This window comes from Streptomyces sp. NBC_00012, from assembly GCF_045040875.1.
Taxonomy (GTDB): Bacteria; Actinomycetota; Actinomycetes; order Streptomycetales; family Streptomycetaceae; genus Streptomyces.
Genome location: NZ_CP108309.1, coordinates 8,427,754 through 8,446,416, shown reverse-complemented (window position 1 = coordinate 8,446,416; position 18,663 = coordinate 8,427,754). Strand labels below are relative to the sequence as shown.

The window sequence follows — 18,663 nt, the reverse complement described above, 5'->3', positions numbered from 1 at the left end:
ATCTCGCGGGTAGGGGCCCGGCCGAATCACACCGCGAAGGGGCCCGGTGAAGGTCGAACAACCTTCACCGGGCCCCTTCGCGGTGTCTCTACGCGCCGTACGCCTTGAACGCGATCACGTGCGCGTGTCGCGCCCCGTGCGTCGCATCCACCACGAGCCGCAGCGCATCGGTGCGCAGGGGCCCGCCGTCCGCACCGTTCAGCGGGTGCACTCGGTGACGGCGGCGGTTGCCCTCCACCGTGAGCAGCGTGCGCCAGCTGCCGTCGGACTCGCGGCTCTGGATGCGGTAGTCGCGGACCAGTTCCGGCATGACCTCGAACGGGGTGCGGTGGCGGTGCAGGTTGTTGAGGTACTCGTCGACGTCGTCGTCGAACACCACGCGCGTTTCGGTGAGCGGCTGCTCCTCGTCCCAGTCGAGGCGCAGCCACTGCTCGGCCCGGTCCGGGTCGGGCAGCAGCTCTGACGACCACATCTGCGGGCCGCCGTAGGCGCGCTGGAATCCGCCGACGGCCCGCTCGGGCAGGAAGGCGCCGGTGTCCGGGGTCGCACGGAAGCCGAAGGTCTGGCGGCGCAGGCCGCGGGCCTGCCATTCCAGGACCAGCTGGCCTTCCTCCTCCGGGATGTCGTGGTCGACGGCCGCGTCTCCTTCGACCCTGCTGCGCAGCGCGAGGACGCCGTCGGTGCGCTCGGGGACGAGGACCAGCGAGGCACCCGGGCAGGCGCGCACGATCAGGACGACGTTCTCCGGGGCGTCCGGGCGGTGGTCGAGGCGGGCCGTGACCCAGTGGGGGCCGTCGGCCGGAACGGTCACCGTGGTGGTGAGCAGGTGGTCGACGGGGACCGCGTTCTCGGGGCGGCCGGTGCTCCAGAGTTCCACGGTGAGTTCGCCCGCCGGCTCACCCGGGGCACCGTGGACGAGCAGGTCGACCGTGTCGAGGGCAGGGTCCGCCGGCAGCAGCAGTGCCAGGTCGCGGTCGAGCGGGTACGGCTCGCCGGGTGCGGCGGGCGTGGGCTCGGCGGCCAGGCGGCTCAGGTGCGAGGAGGCGCTGACGCGGGCCGTGCGCGCCAGGTTGCCGGGGTCGTCGTCGTACAGGCCGATGACCGAGGCGTCCTGCCGCAGCAGGGTCCGGCGCACCAGGTCGGGGTGGTCGGCGGCGAGTTCGCGCGGGGTGAGGTCCTCGGCGACGCACAGCGCGGCGGCCGTGCCCGCGGCCTCGCCGAGCGTGGCGCAGGTGGCCATGACACGGGTCGCGCCGAAGGCGATGTGGGTGGCAGAGATGTTGCGCCCGGCGAACAGGAGGTTCTTGACGTTCACCGAGTACAGCGAGCGCAGCGGGATGTGGAAGATGCCGTCCGCGTAGCGCTGGCGGGCACCGGGCTCGTCGGCGTACATGCCCTGCACCGGGTGGAGGTCGACGGACCAGCCGCCGAAGGCGACGCGGTCGGCGAACTGGCGCTGTTCGAGGATGTCCTGCTGGGTCAGCATGTGGTCGCCGAGGAATCGGCGGTACTCGCGCTTGCCCGGGAGGCTGCCGACCCATTCCAGGGTCAGGTTCGCGGCGTCCGGGAACTCGCCGGAGTTCTTGATGTGGTCCCAGATGCCCATGATCACGGCCTGGAGCTCGTCGCGGATACGCTCGTTGTCGTGGACGGTGTCGAGCTCGCCGCCCCACTCGATCCACCAGTAGTCACAGCCGTTGTCGCCGGTGCGCAGGACGCGGTTGCGCAGGATGGGCGTGGTGGTGAGGTCGCGGGCACTGGCGGGCGGCACGAACTTCACCGGCCGGCCCGTGTCCTTGGTGTGGAACAGGATCGTCGATCCGAGCAGCGCCTCGTCCTCCTCCTCGGGCGCCCAGGGCTCGCCGAACTCCGCGCGCGCCTCGCGGCCGATGCGGTGGATGGCGCCGGCGAGGTAGCCGAGCAGGCCGTCGCCGGTGCAGTCGAGGAACTGCCGCGCGTGGAAGGTGATGCGCCGCTCGGAGCCCATCATCCAGCCGGTGCAGGAGTGCACCTCGCGTGCGTCGTCCGGGCCGCTCGCCTCGACCTCCCGTACGTCGGTGTTGAGGTACAGGTCGATGTTCGGCTCGGCCCGGACGGCGTCGAGGACCACCTGGTCCCAGTAGTACGGGTTGCCTTCGGGGTTGCGGAACTGGTTCTCGGTGTACAGCTCGCCCATGATGCCGGTCTCCCGGGCCCAGCGGTGCACGCCGTGGGCCGTGGCGCCGCAGACCCAGACACGGACCTCGCTGCTGGCATTGCCGCCCAGGACGGGCCGGTTGTTGACCAGCGCGACGCGCCGGCCGAGCCGTGCTGCGGCGATGGCCGCACAGGTCCCCGCCAGGCCACCGCCGATGACGGCGATGTCGTAATGGACCTCTTCTTCCCGCACGGTGCGGCCTCCTTGGTGTGAAGCTCGGATTCTCTCCGTATCAACGGAGCGGCCTTGAACGTACATCACATCCATATTGTGCAACCACTGTTCAGTCAGTGGGATGTGTTGTAAGTTTCCAGCGCAGCCGACGACACCGTCGCCGCGGGCCGACAGCCCAGCTCATGTGCAAGTGCGGCGACTCCGCCGGTCCGGCACACAACCGGCGTCACTCACCAACAGGGTTGACGCCGTCGCAAGATATGGAGAACGATCCCGCATGCTGCAACTTGCGTTCAATGGAGCATGCAATGGCATTCACACAGGGCCTCGGGCGAGGCAGGAGGCGGGACGGCCCACCACTCGCACCCGGCCGCGTCGCATCCGGCCGCCGGTACACGGCCTTCCGTGCCACGCCCTGCAACACCGCTCCCGCCCCGTTTGAGAGGACACACCCATGAGTACGGCCGCACCTCCCCAGAAGGCCGCTCCACGCCGTGAGCGGGCCGGCGGGCGGCTCTCCAACGGCGCGTTCGCACTGCTGCTGACCGCCCCGGGGCTCGCCCTGTTCGCGACGATCATCATCTATCCGCTGGTCTCGGCGCTCTTCACCGGCTTCTTCAAGCAGGACCTGAGGCTGCCCGGCCGGGAATTCGTCGGCCTGGAGAACTTCGCCTACTGGCTGGACGGCGACTTCCTCACGATCCTCAAGCAGACGCTGGTCTTCACCGTCGGTGCGACGATCGTCCCCTTCGTGATCGGTTTCGCGCTCGCGCTCGCGCTCAACTCGGGCCTGAAGGGCAGCGGCTTCCTGCGCGGCCTGTTCCTCTTCCCGTGGGTGATCCCGGGCGTGGTCATCTCCTTCCTGTGGATGTGGATCTTCAACGCGAACTACGGCGTGCTGAACGGCATCCTCATGAAGGCCGGAATCATCGAGGAGTCCATCTCCTGGCTCGGCCAGCCCGGCACCGCCATGCTCGCCGTCATCATCACCAAGACCTGGGCGAGCTTCCCGTGGATGATGGTGATGCTGCTGGCCGGTCTGCAGACCGTGCCCAAGGAACTGCACGAGGCGGCCTCGATGGACGGGGCGGGCTCGATCCGGCGCTTCTTCGCCGTCACCTGGCCGCAGGTCCGCGGTGTCGCCTCGATCGTGCTGCTCCTGGAGTTCATCTGGAACTTCCAGCACTTCGACACCATCTACGTGCTCACCGGAGGCGGCCCGGCCGGCTCCACCGAGACCTTCGCGACCGCCGTGTACCAGACCGCCTTCAAGGGCTTCGACATCGGCCGGGCGACCGCGCTGGGCGGACTGTGGATGCTGCTCCTGCTCGTCCTCGTCGCCGTATACCTCAGGATCACCGAGCGGAAGGGCGACGCCCGATGACCTCCACGACCTCCACCCCGCTGTCCGGCACCGAGCGGCTGAGGCCGCGGACCGCGTCCGCCGGGCGCACCTCGCGGCGCCGCATGCGCAAGGACCTGCTGCGCTCGCGGATCGCCGCCTGGACCGCGGTGCTGGTGATCGGCGCCTTCGGAATGCTGCCGATCTACTGGCTGCTGGCCACCGCCCTGAGCAGTCCCGAGCAGACTTTCCAGTTCCCGCCGAAGCTCATCCCCACCGAGATCACCTTCAGCAACTTCACGGCCCTCGCCGAGAACGACCAGCTGATCAAGTACCTGGTCAACTCCCTCATCGTGGCCTCGATCACCGCAGTGCTGAGCGTGGTCGTCGCCACGTACATGGGCTACTCGTTCTCCAAGTTCCGCTACCGCGGGCGTCGCTCGCTGATGCACCTGGTGCTGGCCTCCCAGATGTTCCCCCAGGCGGTCCTGCTGGTGACGCTGTACGCCGTCTTCTCCAGCTTCGGTCTGCTGAACACGTACACCGCGCTGGTGCTGTCCTTCACCACGTTCACGATGCCGCTGTGCGTCTGGATGCTGAAGGGCATCTTCGACACCATCCCGGACGCCCTGCTGGAGGCCGCGTCCATCGACGGTGCGTCCCGGTGGCGGACGCTGCACTCCATCGTGGCGCCGCTGGCCGCGCCCGGAATGATCGCGGCCGGCCTGTTCGCCTTCGTCCGCGGCTGGAACGACTTCATCTTCGCGGTGACGCTGGCCGACAAGGAGAAGCAGACCCTGCCCCCCGGCCTCGTCTCCACCTACATCGGCGAGTTCCAGACCGCCTGGCCCGAGCTGATGGCGGCCTCGCTCATCGTGTCCGTCCCCGTGGTCATCGCCTTCATGTTCCTGCAGCGCTACCTGGTCGGCGGCATGACCGCCGGGTCGGTCAAGAGCTGAGCCCGCGGGAACCTCCCGCGCCCTCCCCCACACTCCTTCCCTTCCGCCCACTTCCCCATGGAGAGACCATGACCACCTCTGGCATCAGCCGTCGCGGCGCGCTGCGCATGTTCGGCATAGGCGCGCTCGGTGTGGCCGGCGCCGGTGCGCTGGGCGCCTGCGCTCCGTCCGGCGCCAGCACCTCCTCCAACGGAGGCGACACGAAGTCCAAGGACTTCGACTTCACCTCCTGGTCGCTCAACGAGGAAGCCGCCAAGCCCTCGATCGAGAAGATCATCAAGGCGTGGGAGAAGGCCGAGGGCTCCAAGATCCGCGCGGTCTCGTACCCGTACAACGAGTACCTGAGCCAGCTCACCCTCAAGCTCGGCGGCGGTGAGACGACCGGCGCGATTCACCTCGACATCGCCTGGCTCGCCGCCGTGGCGCAGATGGGCAAGCTCGCCGAACTCGACACCGTGGCCGTGAAGGGCGGCTACACGAACGTGGCGCTGGACAGCGGCATGTACGACGGCAAGCAGTACGGCCTGCCGTGGAACACCGGCTCGATCGGCGTGATCGCCAACTCCAAGCTCCTGGAGAAGGCCGGCATCAAGAAGCACCCCACGACCATCGAGGAGTTCGAGGGCGCGCTGCGGGAGCTGAAGGGGCTCGGCAACGGGATCGTGCCCTACGCCGCGGCCACCAAGGTCGCGCAGCTCAAGGACATCTTCCCGTGGATGCAGACCTTCGGCTGCAAGCTCATGGACGGCGAGAAGGTGACCATCGGCGACGACGCCTCCGTCGACGCGGTCACCTGGTACAAGAAGCTGCACGACGCGAAGCTGATCGCCGCGGACGTGGACCGCTTCGACGCGCGAGCCCTGTTCGGGCAGGGCAAGGCCGCCTTCTACGACGACGCCATCATCGGCAAGGGCGTGACCTCGGCGCAGTCCAAGGACAAGACGCTGGCCGACGCGATGCAGCCGATGAAGCGTCCGGTGCTGCGCTCCGGAGACACGCCGCAGGCGCTGCTGTGGGGCGGCGTGATCGCGATCGTCAAGGGCAAGGGGCAGGACGCGGCGACGCAGTTCGCGCTGCACGCCACTTCCGACCGCGACACCACCACCGAGTACTTCGCCGCCCGCGCCCTGCCGCCGTCCACCACGGCGGGTCTGGCCGACCCGAAGGTCGCCCAGGACACCTTCACCACCGAGTGGACCGAGAAGATCACCGACACGGCGACCGGCAGCCCGTTCTGGCAGTTCGCGCAGAACGCCCAGATCGAGGAGGCCGTGGCCAAGCAGGTCCAGGCGGTCCTGGTCGGCAAGTCGAAGCCGAAGGACGCGATGAAGAAGGCCGGCGAGGAGGTCACCGCCCTCATCAAGCGCTGATCCGGCGCGCGGCGCTCCGGGCCCGGTGAAGGTCGAAACGGCCATCACCGGGCCCTTTGCCATGCCGCACATGCCTTCCCTAGGACGTATCTCGGTTCCGCATTGTGCAACCTCTATTCATGATCTGGGAACTCATGTAAGTTCCGGGCGCAGCGGACGGGATGCACCGACCTGCGGGCCGCTCCCGTTCGCCTCACCTCCACACCCACGAAGGAGTTCACCTTGCGACGTCCCACGGCACGCGCGTACGCCGCCTCTGCCGCGGCCCTGGCCGCCCTGCTCACGCTCGTCCCGGCCGCCCAGGCCGACGGCACGGACGGTGCGGCAGCCGCGGCTGCCGCGGCGACGGTGATCGAGAAGGTCCCGTACGCGATGGACTCGTCGAACCAGGCCGCCTGGTGGACGCCGGTCGCCACGTACAAGGGGCGCGGTCAGTACACGTACTTCGCCTTCAACGAGCCCGGCTCGACGGCCGCCACGCACCGCCCGGCCATCGCGCGGCGCGACCCGGACGGGGTCTGGAGCCGTCTGCCGCTGCTCGACAAGAGCGGGCAGCAGGCCGAGTTCGCCGACGACAACGGTCACAACCAGTCGTCCGTCGCGCGCGACGGCAGCGGCCGTCTGCATGTGTTCGCCTCCATGCACGCCAACCCCTGGCGCTACTTCCGCACCGAAGCCGCCGGCGGGGACGTCACGGACCACGCGGCCGAACTGCCGGACCAGGGTGTGGGCATCACCTACCCGGTCGTGACCACCGCACCCAACGGCGATCTGTACCTGGCCGCCCGCGTCGGCTCCGGCTCCGACCAGCGCCCCGGCAAGCTGTACCGGTGGGACAACGCCGCCGCACGCTGGAGCGTGGTCGCCACCTTCGCCGGCGCGCTGAACCGCTCCGTGTACCCCGACGACCTGACGGTGGACGCCGCCGGCCGCGTACACCTCCTGTACGAGTGGGCCAAGGCCCCGGCGACCGGGTTCCGGCACCAGCTCTCCTACCTGCGCTACGACCCGTCGACCGGCGCCTTCGCGGACAGCGCGGGCGCGGCGGTCACCACCCCGGTGACGCCCGACACCTCCGACGTGATCCAGGAGTTGACCGCGGGCGAGGAGTGGAGCATCGACAACGCGTACACCGGTCCGGCGGTGCAGAGCGCCAAGCTCACCCTCGACGGCTCCACCCCGAAGGTCGCCTACCGCTACCGCTCGGCCGACAGCGGCGGCAACTTCCGCGTGTACTACGCGTATCCGAGCGGCACCGACTGGGTCAGCAAGACCGTGTACGCCGGTGGCCAGACCACCGCGGCCCTCGGCATCACCTGGGACGAGACGGACACCAAGCGGATCTACTACGTCACCGGCTCCGGCACCGACCGCGTCTTCGCCGCGACGCAGTCGGCGGACGGGACATGGACCGCACAGTCTGCCGCACCGGGCGTGAGCGCGGACCGGCTCGCGGTGCGACGGGACTCGGACGGCAACGACGTGCTGTACCTGCCGGACACGACACACAACTCGCTCTACTACGGAATTCGTTGAGGCCTTGAACCGTCGGCTGTCCCGGCGGCGGGGGTGAGAGGTGGCGGGCCGCAGTTCGCCCGCCACCCCTCCCCTCTGCTCAGCCCTGCGGATCGCGCCGCGCCCAGGCGTCCAGAGGCCATCTCATTTGGTTCCGCGGGCCCTCGAAACGAACAGGGCAAGTTGATGCAAGCTGGTAGTACCGACGGCCTGACGGGTCGCTGATCTGCGGAATCACTCGGTCCAGGTCTTCGACGCAGGTCTGCAAGATGCGTCTGCGCTCTGGATCGAGGGCGCCGCCGTTGTTGATCCACGTGTAGGTGCAGCCTGCGGTGTCTACATCGAGCCTCACCATGTCGATGTCTTCGCAGATGAGGGTGCAGGCGATGCTCGTGAAGGCGAGGAAGTGCTCAGCCTTGCGTTCGTAGCGGCGGTGGAGCCGGCGGCAGCCGGCGAGCCAGACCATGGTCCGTTCGACGGTCCAACGGTGTCGGCCAAGTCGCTGCGTGGTCTCGACGCAGGTAGCTGCTGCCACGTGCAGCCGGTCCCCTTGCATGCGAGTTGGCAGGTGGCAGGTGGCAGGTCTGTGATCTGCGGGGCTGCCGGGTAGCTCAAGAATCCATCTTGTACGTGAACCGTACCGGGGTGCAGTGGCGCTACCTGCCGCACGACTTCCCGATGCGGGTGATGGTCTCGGCCCGTGCTGGTGATCAGTAGGCTGGCAGTCTCATCCGCCGCACTGCGACGAGGATCAGCCCATGCGCAGCAGCACCGAGATCCGCCTGATCGAGCCCGCCGACGCCGCCTCGATCGCCGCGCATCGGGTGCGGGACTTCGAGGCTTTCCGGCCGTGGGAACCGGCCCAGCCGGCCAGGTTCTTCACCCCGGAGGGCCAGGCGGAGCGGATCGACGGCCTGCTGGCCGGACACCGGGCCGGCACGGTCTGGCCGGGCGTGGTGCTCGCCGACGACCAGGTGATCGGACAGGTCACCGTCACAGGCATCCTGCCGCAGCCGCACCTGCGCCGCGGCTCCCTCGGATACTGGATCACGGGCATCGCCCAGAACCAAGGGCACGCCGGGCGCGCCGTCGGGCTCGCACTCCGGGTGATGACCGACGAACTCGGGCTGCACCGCGCCGAAGCATCCACCAACCCCGAGAACCTGCCCTCGCAACGGGTGCTGCGCCGCAACGGGTTCAGCCCGTACGGCGTCGCGCACTCCTCGATCTTTCTCGACGGGAGCTGGCGGGACGGGCTGCTGTGGGAACGGACCCTCGACGACTAACCTCGCCGTTCCGGTCGAGATGAGGCCGGAAGCGGGGAGAGAATACGAAAGTGCCTTCTGAGCCGGGACGATGAACCTTGCCGAAGGGTTCTGCCGGCCCAAGCGGAAGGCACCTTCTGCGTGCAGGGCATCGCTTCTCGTCCCAAGCTCCATGTCTCCACCGACGGGTCCGGGGGGCCGGGCACACGAACGGTCTCCCAACTCCGCGACGCCTCCGGCTTCGTCGTCGCGCGGGTGGCTTTCGCAGGCGCAAGTACACCCTTCACCGATGAGAGGCCGCAGTCCGTTGCCAGCGGCCCGGTCATCGAGTCCGCACAGTTGCCGGGTCTGCTGCGAGCGAGGGGGTCTCAGCGCAGTCGGCGCGCGCGCAGCACCAGGTCGTCGGTATGGTGCGCGCCGGCACCGCTGTCGGGTGCCACCCGTGGCCGTTGTTCGTTCACCTCCACCTCCCAGTCGTCGTTGAGCAGGGCGACGACCATCGAGGGCCAGACGTAGTCGGCCGGGTCGAAGCCGCCGTCGTCGGCCTGCTGGGTGTCCATCCCCGCGTGGTGTACGAGCAGCAGTACGCCGCCGGGCGCGACGGCCGCGAGGAGTGCTCGCTCGGCCGCGGAGTCGGCGGTGCGCAACAGAGCCGGGTACTGCGCGGAGACCAGGTCGAAGGAGGCCGGCGGGAGCATCGCCTCCGTCAGTGCGGCGTGTACCCAGCGAACGGCGAGGCCGGCGTCCCGCGCGTGCCCGGCCGCCCGCTCCAGCGCCACGCCCGAGACCTCGAGCGCGGTCACGTCCCAGCCGTTGCGCGCGAGCCAGACGGCGTCCGCGCCCTCGCCGCAGCCGACATCGAGCACCCGCCCGGGGGTGAGCCCGGCGCTCTCGGCCACGAGTGCACCGTTGGGCCGGCCGCTCCACAGCTGTTGTCGGTCGGCGTACCGGCTGTCCCACTCCGCCCGCACTGCGGGGTCTCCGACGTATCCGTCGACGGGCGAGGGGGTGTCGGACATGGGCGATCCTGCTGCGATGTTGTCGGTCATGGGCCCACCGTTGTCCATCGCGTTCGGGTCACGCCACTCCTGTTGCCGGTCCGGCAAAACGGCCGAGGGACGGCCGACCTGTCGCAGCCAGCGCTGAGCACTTCTCATTGAAGGCCGAGTATCGACCGGGGCGTTGGCTCCCGAGGCGGAGGTGCGCTCAGAGGGGGCGAGCGGTACGAGCGGGCTGGGTTTGTTCCCGGTACACCGGAGCTGTGACTGTGATCAGGGGCGCCCGTAGCGCTTGCACAGCAGGGCTTTCGTGCCGTCGTCGAGGCAGATCCGCACAACCGCGGCCCCGCCGGGAACGCCTGTGGACGCGGGCCTTCGTCGGTGGCGGGGTCGGCCGGGCTGCCGAGATCGACGGGGGTCGGCTGTCCTGGCAGCTTCGCGGTGCGTTCCGGGCAGGCGGTGTCGTGGTGGCGCACGGCGGTCTGTTCGCTGGTACCGAAGATCCCCACAGCCCTTGCTCTCGGCCTGGTGACAAATGGCTTACGCCGACCCAAGAATGCGGGGAGTCGTTGATGGCGGGGACACAGGGGGAACAGAACGTGCCTCAGGCAGGGGATGTACTGGACGGGCGTTACAGGCTGGACTCCCAGCTGGGTGCCGGGGGGTTCGGCACCGTCTGGCAGGGCCGCGATCTGCGTATGAACCGCGACGTCGCGGTGAAGACCGGGGTTCCCGACACCGTCGAGGACGCGCGCCGGTTCGTACGGGAGGCGGAACTCGCCGGTTCTCTCGCACATCCCAACATCGTGACCGTGCACGACTTCGCCCACATCCACTGGGAGGGGAGGGAACTCGTCTATCTGGTGATGGAGCTGGTACGAGGAGAAAGTCTCGGAGAGGTTCTCCGGCGCGGCCTCCCCGACTTCCACGACTCCGTCCTCTGGGCAGGGCGGATCTGCTCGGCGCTGGAGGCGGCCCATTCGGCGGGGATCGTGCACCGCGACATCAAACCCGCGAACGTGATCATCGGAACGGCGGACACCCTCAAGGTCCTCGACTTCGGCATCGCTCGGCACCAGCTCTCCCGAACCGATCTCACCGGGAACGGTGTCATCGGCACCGCTCTGTACATGGCTCCGGAACGCTTCCGGGGCGCGGTGGACGCACGCTCGGACCTCTACTCGCTCGGCTGCCTGCTGATGGAGCTGTGGACCGGCCGGCTGCCGTTCCCGGGGACGTCGTGGCAGGAGTTGTACGCCCAGCACATGGGCGCACCGCCACCCCTGCCCAGCGCGTTCGCCCCCTCGCTCTCCGCCACCGCCGACCGGCTCGTCCTCGACCTCCTGGCCAAGGACGCGACCGGTCGGCCACCCCACGCGGCCGCTGTCGCGCAACGCCTGACATTGCTGGCGCAGGAGGCCGAGCACGCCGCACCGCGGCCGAGCACGCCGCCGCTGCCCCCCGCGTACACGCCCACGGTCCTCGACGAGGGTGCGGAGCCCGTGCGTGCCGCGCTGCGTCGTCGACTGGGCCAGATCACGGCGCTGCCCGATGATTCCGACATCGGCGAGCTCCAGGAGTTGCTGGGTGCGCTGATCCCCGAGGCCCAGCGGGAACTGGGCCCGGACGACCCACTGACCACGGAGGCCGTCCTCGTTCGTGCGCGGCGATTGTGGCACCGGGACCCGACCGACACTGCTCTGGCCCGAACCGTCCCGAAGCTGCGGAGAGTCTTCGGCGAACAGGACCGTCGGACGATCGAGGCACGGGCGCTGCTCCTCGGGCACCAGGTTCAGTCGGAGCACGCGGGCACGACGGCGGCGACGGCCGAACTCCGCGAGGTCATCAAAGCGGCACAGCACGTTCTGGGCCCCTTCGACCCGGTCACCCTGCACGCCCGCGCCGAGCTGGCCACGGGCCTGTGCAAGGGGCTGTCGCGGGACAGGTTCGAGGATGTGAAACGGCGAAGGACCATTCTGGAGCGCTTGCTGCCCGACCTCATCCGCGGGCTGCCTGCCGAGGACGGCCATCGCCGTCGCATCCACCTGACCGTGGCCGACGACGCCTACCTCATGAAGGATTACGCGACGGCAGGGCGGTACTACGACGAACTGGCGGCCCCCGGTCGTGGCGACGACCGGGAATGGCCCGCGAAGACCGTCTTCGCCCACGCCCACAGCCTCGGTGAGTCAGGCGAGTTCGAGCGCGCGGCTGCCATGATGGCGCAGCTGAGAAACACACTGACCGAAGAACCGGGAAACGCCAGGAGCTACCTTGCGGCCGAGGCGCGCCGACTGGAGTCCCGCTACAGGCGACGACTGCGGCGCCAGACGCATCAGCCCCGCGGCTGGTTCACGCGCGGCTGAGACGCCGTCGAACGGCCCGCCGAACGTGCTGCTCCCCTCGCTCCTCTCCCGGTCGACGTGCGGGAAGCCGGGAGACGGCGCCCCGGGCGGGGAGGCGTCCGTAGCCCGCGGCCTCCCGCCGCGGTTCGCTCGAAGCCTCCTGTGCCGTCCGGCAGTTCAAAGCGTCGTGGGCCGCGACACCACCGGTCCGCACGTCGAGCGACGGCCACGGCGACTCCTCGGCCGACAGGGCCTGGGGAAGCACGTGTCCCAGGTCGCCGTCCAGGCCGCCGGAGGCGTTCCATAGGATCCCAACGTGACGACGGGGACAGGGACGACGGAGACAGGGGCGCCGTACGCGGGCTGGGCGCCGCCGCCCGAGACGGAACGGCTGCTCCACGAGACGGTGACGGCCGGCAGCCGGGAGGCGTTGCTGGACGTCCTGGCCGGGAGCAGGCTCTTCGTGCTCGTCGCCCGGCTGCACGCGGACACTCCCGGCTTCACTCCGCCACTTGTCGCACAGCCGGACCCCGCGTCGGGCCGGACGTGTGTCACGGTGCTGACATCCGGCGCACTGCCGCCCTGGCACCCCGACTGGGTGTTCGAGGCGACGGGTCTCGACGAGCTCGTGCGCCGCTGGCCGGACGGAGTGCGGTGGCTGGGAATCAATCCGGGCACACCGTACGCCGTTGCTCTCGAGGCCGGTCCGGGACGTCGCCGGGCGTGGCTGAAGGCCCACGAGCGGTCGGGCGGTCCGCGGGCCGGCCTGCTGGTGGCCCATCGGGCCGGCCCGCTGCACGGGCCGGTCGCACACGGACTGGCTCTCGGAGCCCATCTTGCCGTGCACAACGGCCTCGTCTGGAACGATCTGGGCGCCGCCTACGAGGGGTACACCACGGATCGCGCCAGGCTCCGCAACCCCTGGTGCGTACAGGACCGCGCCGCCTACCGGGAGACTCTCGAAGCGCTGCTGGCCACCCGGCTCGTCGGCCGTACCTATGAGTCGGTGCTCGGGATCCGTCGCGCCCTCGCCGGGCGTCTGGGCCGCACCCCCACGGTCCCGGAGTGGTCCGCGGCGCTCACCGATGCGCTGGCGCGCCGCAGGTCCACACCCTCCGAGACGAACGAGGCACATGAGGCGCTGCGGCTGGCCGTCACGTACGAGGACAGGTTCCGCGCGGACGGCGCCCTCGGCACCGGCGAACGGGTCGACACCCTGGCAGCCTTCGACTACGGGCGGGCGGTCAACGTCGTACGGCTCGCGCTCGGTGCCCGCCTCTGCGACCCGCGCGAGGCCGAACAGGCCGTGCAGCGGATCCGCGCCCTGGCCGGGCAGGCGTACGGCTCCTGGGCACAGTTCTCCCTCGGCTATTCGCTGGCCCGTGTGATGCACTTCGGTGAGGACGATTCGTCCGGAGTGAAATACGGGCAGTCGCTCGCCCAGCACCGCGTCCTGACACAGGACCCCAACAGCCCCTACCGGAACATCGCCTGGTCATGAATTCACTGCCCCCGTACTCCAGCACCCCTGCCCTTGGCGTCCCCTGGGCCCCGCCGTCGATAACGGAGCACCTGCTGTACGAAGCGGGAGTACGCGGCGACACGGAGGCCCAACTGCGCGTACTGGCCGGCGAGGAGCTGTTCATCGCCGCCCCGAGGACCGAGGTGGACGCGGCTCCCGACATGGTCACCTGGCGCTCGTACCTGGACCAGGGCGGACGGAGCTGCCGTTCGGTGCTCACCCGGGGGATGCTGCCGCCCTGGCATCCCGAGTGGGTGTTCCACGCCGTCTCCCTCAAGTGGGTGGCGGAGTTCGACTGGCGCGACCCGTATCAGCTGCTGGCCGTCAACGCCGGCACTCCCGCCCAGGCGGCCTTCCCGGCCACTCCTGCGCATCGCGCGATGTGGATGCGCTACCACGCGGAGAACGACCGTCCCAGGAACGACCGGCTGATCGCGTTGCGGCACGGGGCGCTGCACGGTCCACTGGCCTACGGGCTGGCGTGCGGGGCGCACCTGGCGGTCGGCAACGGCGTGCCCTGGAACGAGGTGGGCACCGCCTACCACGACTACTCGCGCGAGCTGGAGCTGCTCCGCGACTCTTGGGGCATCACGGAACCGGCCGACTGGCGAAGGCAGTTGGACATTCTGCTGGACGCGCGCAACAGTCCGCCCGAGCCCGATTTCGTACTCCGGGTACGTGACCAGCTCGGGGCCGGGCTCGGCGAGCAGCCCTCCGCGGAGCTGTGGCGCGAGACGGCCGCCGGGCACGCGCAGGACATCGGGGCGGACCACGGCACGGTCAAGGACATCGAGGAGTTGGTGAGGCGCATCGTCAGGTACGAGGCCCGGTTCCGCGCCGACGGGCTGCTGCCGCCGGACGGCCGGATCACCACTACGGTCGCCTACGACTACGGGCGTGCCGTGAACATGGCGAGGTGGGGGCTGTCCGCCCGTTTCTGCGCCCCGCACGAGGCGGAGCAGGCCATCGTGCACGCCGGTGCGCTGAGCAGATCGGCCTACCGCTCCTGGGAGGAGTTCTCGGCGGGATACGCGCTGGGCCGTGTGCTGCGGTTCGACGGCGAGGAATACGGCGACTACTACAAGAGCAATGTCACGGCGCACCGGCTGCTGACGGAGAGCGAGGGCAGCCCGTGGCGGAACCTTTCCTGGCGCTGAACCCTGCCGCGCCGCTCTGGCGGGGCACGCGGTGCCTTCGGTGACTCGGAGGGGACGCAACGCGCATGGCTTGTATGATCACCAGCGGGACGGGGCCGTAGCGCAGAGGTTGTCGCGCCTTCACCGCGTGTGGGAGGACGCCGGTTCGAATCCGGTCAGCCCCGTCCCACCTCTCGTCGTCGCGCAAAGTCGCCTCGTCGCAGAGTGGCCACATCACAGCAGCCGACGACCGGCACGGCACCGTCGAGGCCGGGGAACCGACTGCTTCGTCGTCCCGCCGGGGATTGCGGGACAGCCCTTGGCTCAAAGGCTCAGCACTATGCCGGCGCCGATGCCGCCCACGAACAGCGCGAAAGCGGCTTCCGGCCAGCCGCCCCCACCCCAGCGGAACGGTCTGTCGAGGGCGAACCGGCCGGGTCCGATGGCAGCGACGGCCAGCGCCACGACCGCAATACACACATTGAACTCGACGCCGCCCTGCGATTCCCACAGACCATTTGCCGCGGTGACGGTCGCCATGGCGTTGATCATCACGCCGATCAGGGCAGCCGATGCCAGTGGGGTGAACAGCCCCAGGGCCAGCCCCAGGCCACCCAGGAACTCGGAACCACCGCCGATGACGGCGAAGACCGCTCCCGGGCGGTATCCCAGAGCGGCGAAACCCCTGCCCGTCGCGTCGAGACCTTCACCACCGAATATGCCGAAGAGCTTCTGGGACCCGTGCCCGGCCATCAGGAGGCCGAAGGTGATCCTGACAAGGAGCAGACCGCAGTCGCCGGCGGAGAACGCCGACTCTCCCGGCAGTCGGATCGCCCGCTGGGGCGGGGCACGCAATTTCTCATCGACGAATTTCATTGGAGGCTCCTTCGGCTGGACTGCCGCCCCTGAATCGAGCCGCCGCCCGCTCTCGCATCGAAGTGCGTGAGACCTGATTGCCTTTCCATCGTTACCCCTCCCCCGGCCGGTATCGACCCCGGAGCGGTGGAGTGCGCGCGGTATCAGCAGGTGGAGGCCGGTCGTCCGCCCTCTCGCTGCCCGGGCGATCGTCGTCGCAACCGTCACGCTCGTGACCGGTCTCCTCACCTCACGGCGCTTGGTAGGGTCCGCGGATGCGTTTTGACTGGGCCGGACTCGAAGCGGCGATACGGGAACAAGTCGTCGGTTTCGTCCGCCGCATGTGTGCCGGGCATCCCGACGAGCACGTCTACGGCGCGGCTGTCCATGAGTTCTACGCCGAGTCCGGCGGCACCATCGCCTGGACGCTCGTCGGCGTGGCGAGCGAGGAGAGGCTCGCAGCGGCCGCGTCCGACCCGATCGATGCTCAGGCCTTGCGATGGAGCCCGGCGGACTGGCCATGGCAACTCGACCCGGGAACGGCCGAGGAGGAGTGGGCCTGCCGACTGGAGGCAGCCGCGACGGCCGGTGACGGCCGGCACTGGGAAGCGGTCCACCAGCGCTATCTGCGTACCGCCGTCAAGGCCTGCGCGGCAGCGCGGAAGCAGTTGGTGGCCGACGGGGTCGTGGGCAAGGACTTCGTCGTCGTCGCGATGGACGAGGCGTGGGAGCTCGTACCTTTGAGTCTGTCGCGGGCGCAGGTACGTCAGCACTTCCCCGAGCTGGAAGCCGAGCTGCGCGAGGCGGACCGGCTGGCCGCCCTGCCTCCGGAACAGCGGGTGAACGAGCTCGTCGCCATCGTCGAGTCGCACGATTCGCCGTTGCCCTCCGAGCAGGCAGTGGAGTCGCTTCGGGCACTCGGTGCGCTCACCGAGCGCTCGCCGCACTGACTTCGGCTCTGCCCGTCGTACGGCGCCACGCGCTCGTCGTGCTGTTCGACGCACCGCTGAACGCGGAACAGTGTGAGCGCTACGGCACACGGCTGAGGCAGCTCGGTGACGACGATCCGGATCCGTTGGTACGCGACGCCGCGGCCACTCTCGGCGGGTGACCGAGCACGGTTGCCGCGCGACTCGGTCACCCGACGACCGGGCCCGTTCCGTCCGTCGTACCCGGGTGGAGCACCGCACCCGGGACGTTCGCCGCACATCGCGCGCACGTCAGCTTCTTCGTGAGCGGTGTCGACGCGGACTGCGCGCGGCAGTCCTCAGGACTCAGGACGCGCGAAGAGAACAGCTCCTGGAATGCTCTCGTCGAGATCGAGCAGCCATTGGGCCTCGACAGTGAATCCGGCATCGCGGAGCCAGTCCACCATTCGGGCGGGCCGGCGGCGATGGACATGGACGTTCATCGGGTGGCCGCCGTAGCCCTGGGTCTTCAGTCGCGACTCGTCGCCGACGTGAAAGCCGATCAGCAACGGTCCACCGGGGCGCATCACCCGTCGGAAGTTGCCGAGGACTGTGGGGATCTCGTCATCGGGAACATGGATCAGCGACCAGAAGGCGAGCAGAGCGGTGACGGACGCATCGTCGAGGCTGAGGTTCGTCATCGAACCCACCTCGAACCGCAGGCCGGGGTGGTCGCGCCGGGCCACGTCGATCATCGCGGGTGAAAGGTCGATCCCGAATGCGTCGACACCCAACCCATGCAGGTGAGCGGTGACATGCCCCGGCCCACAGCCCACGTCCGCCACCGGCCCGCCACCGGCCGCATGCACCATGTCGGCGAACAACGCCAGTGCTGCCCGAAGGTACGGCAACCCTCCGAGGGCCTCGCGCAGTTGGTCCGCGTAACTGACCGCGACCGTGTCGTAGGAACTCCGGGTGTCTGCCAACCAGCCGTCCACATTCATGTTCCGACACCGTAGTCGACGAGCTGCCCGATGTTGTTCCCGACGGCCTCCAAAGCGCGCAGCCCGACTGTTCTCGACCTCGCCGGGCCCTACCGGCATCACCGCAGTCACCGCTCCGCCGGAAGGGAAACCAGTGGATCGGGTGGGTCAAGCCGCACGGGCGAGGCCGACGAGGTGCCGGGCTGTCCCCGCGGGATCCACGATCTGATGGAGGTGCGCACCGGGCAGATGCGCCACGCGCCAGCCGCGTTCGCGCGCATCGGCGGCGCATTCCTCGTACGGAGGACCGAACAGCAAGTAGGAGCACGGGTGGTCGTCCCAGCCGGCGGAGACCGGAATGTGCTGCTCGTAGTAGGACAGCGGAAGGGACGGTTGCTCCTCGATGACCGCTTGTCTCACCGTCGGATCGGAGAACATGGGGGCGACGTCCGCCTCGTCCCACCAGTCCGTCCAGCGCGGCAGTCTGCCGTTCACCGCCATCGGGCGGAGGAACTCCAGAAATTCGGGGGAGGCGACCGGGGTCGGTCCGGTCCGGGCCGGCAGCGCGGCATCGACGAAGATGGAACCGGTCACCGGATGGCCGAGGCCCGAACGGATCGCCGGGAGGAACAAGCCCGCGTTGCTGTGTGCCACCAACGTGACAGGGCTGCCCACCGGAGCCTGCCGGAGGTCGTCGCGGACAGCGTCGGAAATCCGGGGCCAGAAGGGCGGAGCACCGGCACCGATGTGCAACAGGGACGGCACCCGCACCTGGTACCCCGCCGCCGTCAGGTGCTCTGCCACGGGGCTCCATGTCGACGGGCCCACGGACGGGCTGTGTACGAGAACGAAGATCGGCCGCATGTGACGATCCTGTCGCTCTTGCCCGCGGCGGCGCGACCGCGTCAGCCAACAGCGGAACGGACGTCGAGATGTCCCGGAGAACGTACGGTTGACGGCGAACGTCTTCAGGCCGGCACCACAGCAGACCCGTTCGAGCTCACCTCACCCTCGTTCCGCAGCCGCCCCGCCTCCCGCGGCCACAGCAAATCCGAATGGCGGCCGCCCTCCACGGACGTCGAGCCGGGATCCCG

14 protein-coding genes, 1 tRNA gene and 2 pseudogenes are annotated in these 18,663 nt (G+C 69.5%); 11 read left to right on the top strand and 6 right to left on the bottom strand.

The window, feature by feature from the left end:
- Positions 1 to 88: 88 nt before the first annotated feature.
- Positions 89 to 2,389 (bottom strand): FAD-dependent oxidoreductase, encoded by a 2,301-nt coding sequence (locus tag OHA19_RS38040; RefSeq protein ID WP_405753132.1) that lies wholly within the window; start codon positions 2,387 to 2,389, stop codon positions 89 to 91.
- A 436-nt stretch (positions 2,390 to 2,825) separates the two neighbouring features.
- Between OHA19_RS38040 and OHA19_RS38035 the strand changes: the two genes are divergently transcribed.
- The 4 genes from OHA19_RS38035 to OHA19_RS38020 all read left to right on the top strand — a co-directional run bounded on the left by OHA19_RS38035 (position 2,826) and on the right by OHA19_RS38020 (position 7,578).
- Positions 2,826 to 3,755 (top strand): carbohydrate ABC transporter permease, encoded by a 930-nt coding sequence (locus tag OHA19_RS38035; RefSeq protein ID WP_405708314.1) that lies wholly within the window; start codon positions 2,826 to 2,828, stop codon positions 3,753 to 3,755.
- Complete coding sequence (locus tag OHA19_RS38030) at positions 3,752 to 4,672, top strand: carbohydrate ABC transporter permease (RefSeq protein WP_405708317.1); 921 nt, start codon at positions 3,752 to 3,754, stop codon at positions 4,670 to 4,672. The genes OHA19_RS38035 and OHA19_RS38030 overlap by 4 nt, the downstream gene beginning before the upstream one ends.
- A gap of 68 nt (positions 4,673 to 4,740) precedes the next feature.
- Entirely contained in the window at positions 4,741 to 6,042 is a 1,302-nt protein-coding gene (locus OHA19_RS38025) for an extracellular solute-binding protein (protein WP_405708319.1), read from the top strand.
- A gap of 222 nt (positions 6,043 to 6,264) precedes the next feature.
- On the top strand, positions 6,265 to 7,578 hold the full coding sequence (locus tag OHA19_RS38020) for a BNR-4 repeat-containing protein (RefSeq protein WP_405708322.1): 1,314 nt from the start codon (positions 6,265 to 6,267) through the stop codon (positions 7,576 to 7,578).
- A gap of 346 nt (positions 7,579 to 7,924) precedes the next feature.
- Here OHA19_RS38020 and OHA19_RS38015 read toward each other — a convergent pair.
- Positions 7,925 to 8,074: pseudogene (locus OHA19_RS38015) on the bottom strand (transposase); the annotation flags it as partial.
- A 50-nt stretch (positions 8,075 to 8,124) separates the two neighbouring features.
- On the opposite strand from OHA19_RS38015, the pseudogene OHA19_RS38010 reads away from it, so the two are divergent.
- Together OHA19_RS38010 and OHA19_RS38005 are read left to right on the top strand one after the other, a co-directional pair.
- Positions 8,125 to 8,235: pseudogene (locus tag OHA19_RS38010) on the top strand (IS5/IS1182 family transposase); the annotation flags it as partial.
- Positions 8,236 to 8,315: 80 nt separating this feature from the next.
- Positions 8,316 to 8,843, top strand: coding sequence for a GNAT family N-acetyltransferase (locus tag OHA19_RS38005; protein ID WP_405708324.1), 528 nt, complete (start codon positions 8,316 to 8,318; stop codon positions 8,841 to 8,843).
- 347 nt (positions 8,844 to 9,190) lie between these two features.
- Here OHA19_RS38005 and OHA19_RS38000 read toward each other — a convergent pair whose 3' ends face one another.
- The gene (locus OHA19_RS38000) at positions 9,191 to 9,871 is read right to left on the bottom strand and encodes a class I SAM-dependent methyltransferase (RefSeq protein ID WP_405708326.1); all 681 of its coding nucleotides are present in this window, start codon (positions 9,869 to 9,871) and stop codon (positions 9,191 to 9,193) included.
- 548 nt (positions 9,872 to 10,419) lie between these two features.
- On the opposite strand from OHA19_RS38000, the gene OHA19_RS37995 reads away from it, so the two are divergent.
- From OHA19_RS37995 to OHA19_RS37980, 4 genes are all read left to right on the top strand, one after another.
- On the top strand, positions 10,420 to 12,186 hold the full coding sequence (locus OHA19_RS37995; RefSeq protein WP_405708328.1) for a protein kinase domain-containing protein: 1,767 nt from the start codon (positions 10,420 to 10,422) through the stop codon (positions 12,184 to 12,186).
- 295 nt (positions 12,187 to 12,481) lie between these two features.
- Complete coding sequence (locus OHA19_RS37990; RefSeq protein ID WP_405708331.1) at positions 12,482 to 13,666, top strand: DUF1266 domain-containing protein; 1,185 nt, start codon at positions 12,482 to 12,484, stop codon at positions 13,664 to 13,666.
- Positions 13,663 to 14,844: a DUF1266 domain-containing protein gene (locus OHA19_RS37985; RefSeq protein WP_405708333.1), complete on the top strand. Its 1,182-nt coding sequence runs from the start codon at positions 13,663 to 13,665 to the stop codon at positions 14,842 to 14,844. The genes OHA19_RS37990 and OHA19_RS37985 overlap by 4 nt, the downstream gene beginning before the upstream one ends.
- 91 nt (positions 14,845 to 14,935) lie before the next feature.
- Positions 14,936 to 15,008, top strand: a tRNA-OTHER gene (locus OHA19_RS37980).
- A gap of 139 nt (positions 15,009 to 15,147) precedes the next feature.
- Here OHA19_RS37980 and OHA19_RS37975 read toward each other — a convergent pair.
- A complete protein-coding gene (locus OHA19_RS37975) occupies positions 15,148 to 15,699 on the bottom strand; it encodes a DoxX family protein (RefSeq protein WP_405708336.1) in 552 nt (183 codons plus the stop codon).
- 254 nt (positions 15,700 to 15,953) lie between these two features.
- On the opposite strand from OHA19_RS37975, the gene OHA19_RS37970 reads away from it, so the two are divergent.
- Positions 15,954 to 16,628 carry a DUF4303 domain-containing protein gene (locus OHA19_RS37970; protein WP_405708338.1) on the top strand — a complete coding sequence of 225 codons (675 nt, stop codon included), beginning with the start codon at positions 15,954 to 15,956 and terminating at the stop codon, positions 16,626 to 16,628.
- Between the two features lie 317 nt (positions 16,629 to 16,945).
- Here OHA19_RS37970 and OHA19_RS37965 read toward each other — a convergent pair whose 3' ends face one another.
- The gene (locus OHA19_RS37965) at positions 16,946 to 17,590 is read right to left on the bottom strand and encodes a class I SAM-dependent DNA methyltransferase (RefSeq protein WP_405708341.1); all 645 of its coding nucleotides are present in this window, start codon (positions 17,588 to 17,590) and stop codon (positions 16,946 to 16,948) included.
- A 147-nt stretch (positions 17,591 to 17,737) separates the two neighbouring features.
- The gene (locus OHA19_RS37960; RefSeq protein WP_405708344.1) at positions 17,738 to 18,373 is read right to left on the bottom strand and encodes an alpha/beta hydrolase; all 636 of its coding nucleotides are present in this window, start codon (positions 18,371 to 18,373) and stop codon (positions 17,738 to 17,740) included.
- Positions 18,374 to 18,663: the final 290 nt, after the last annotated feature.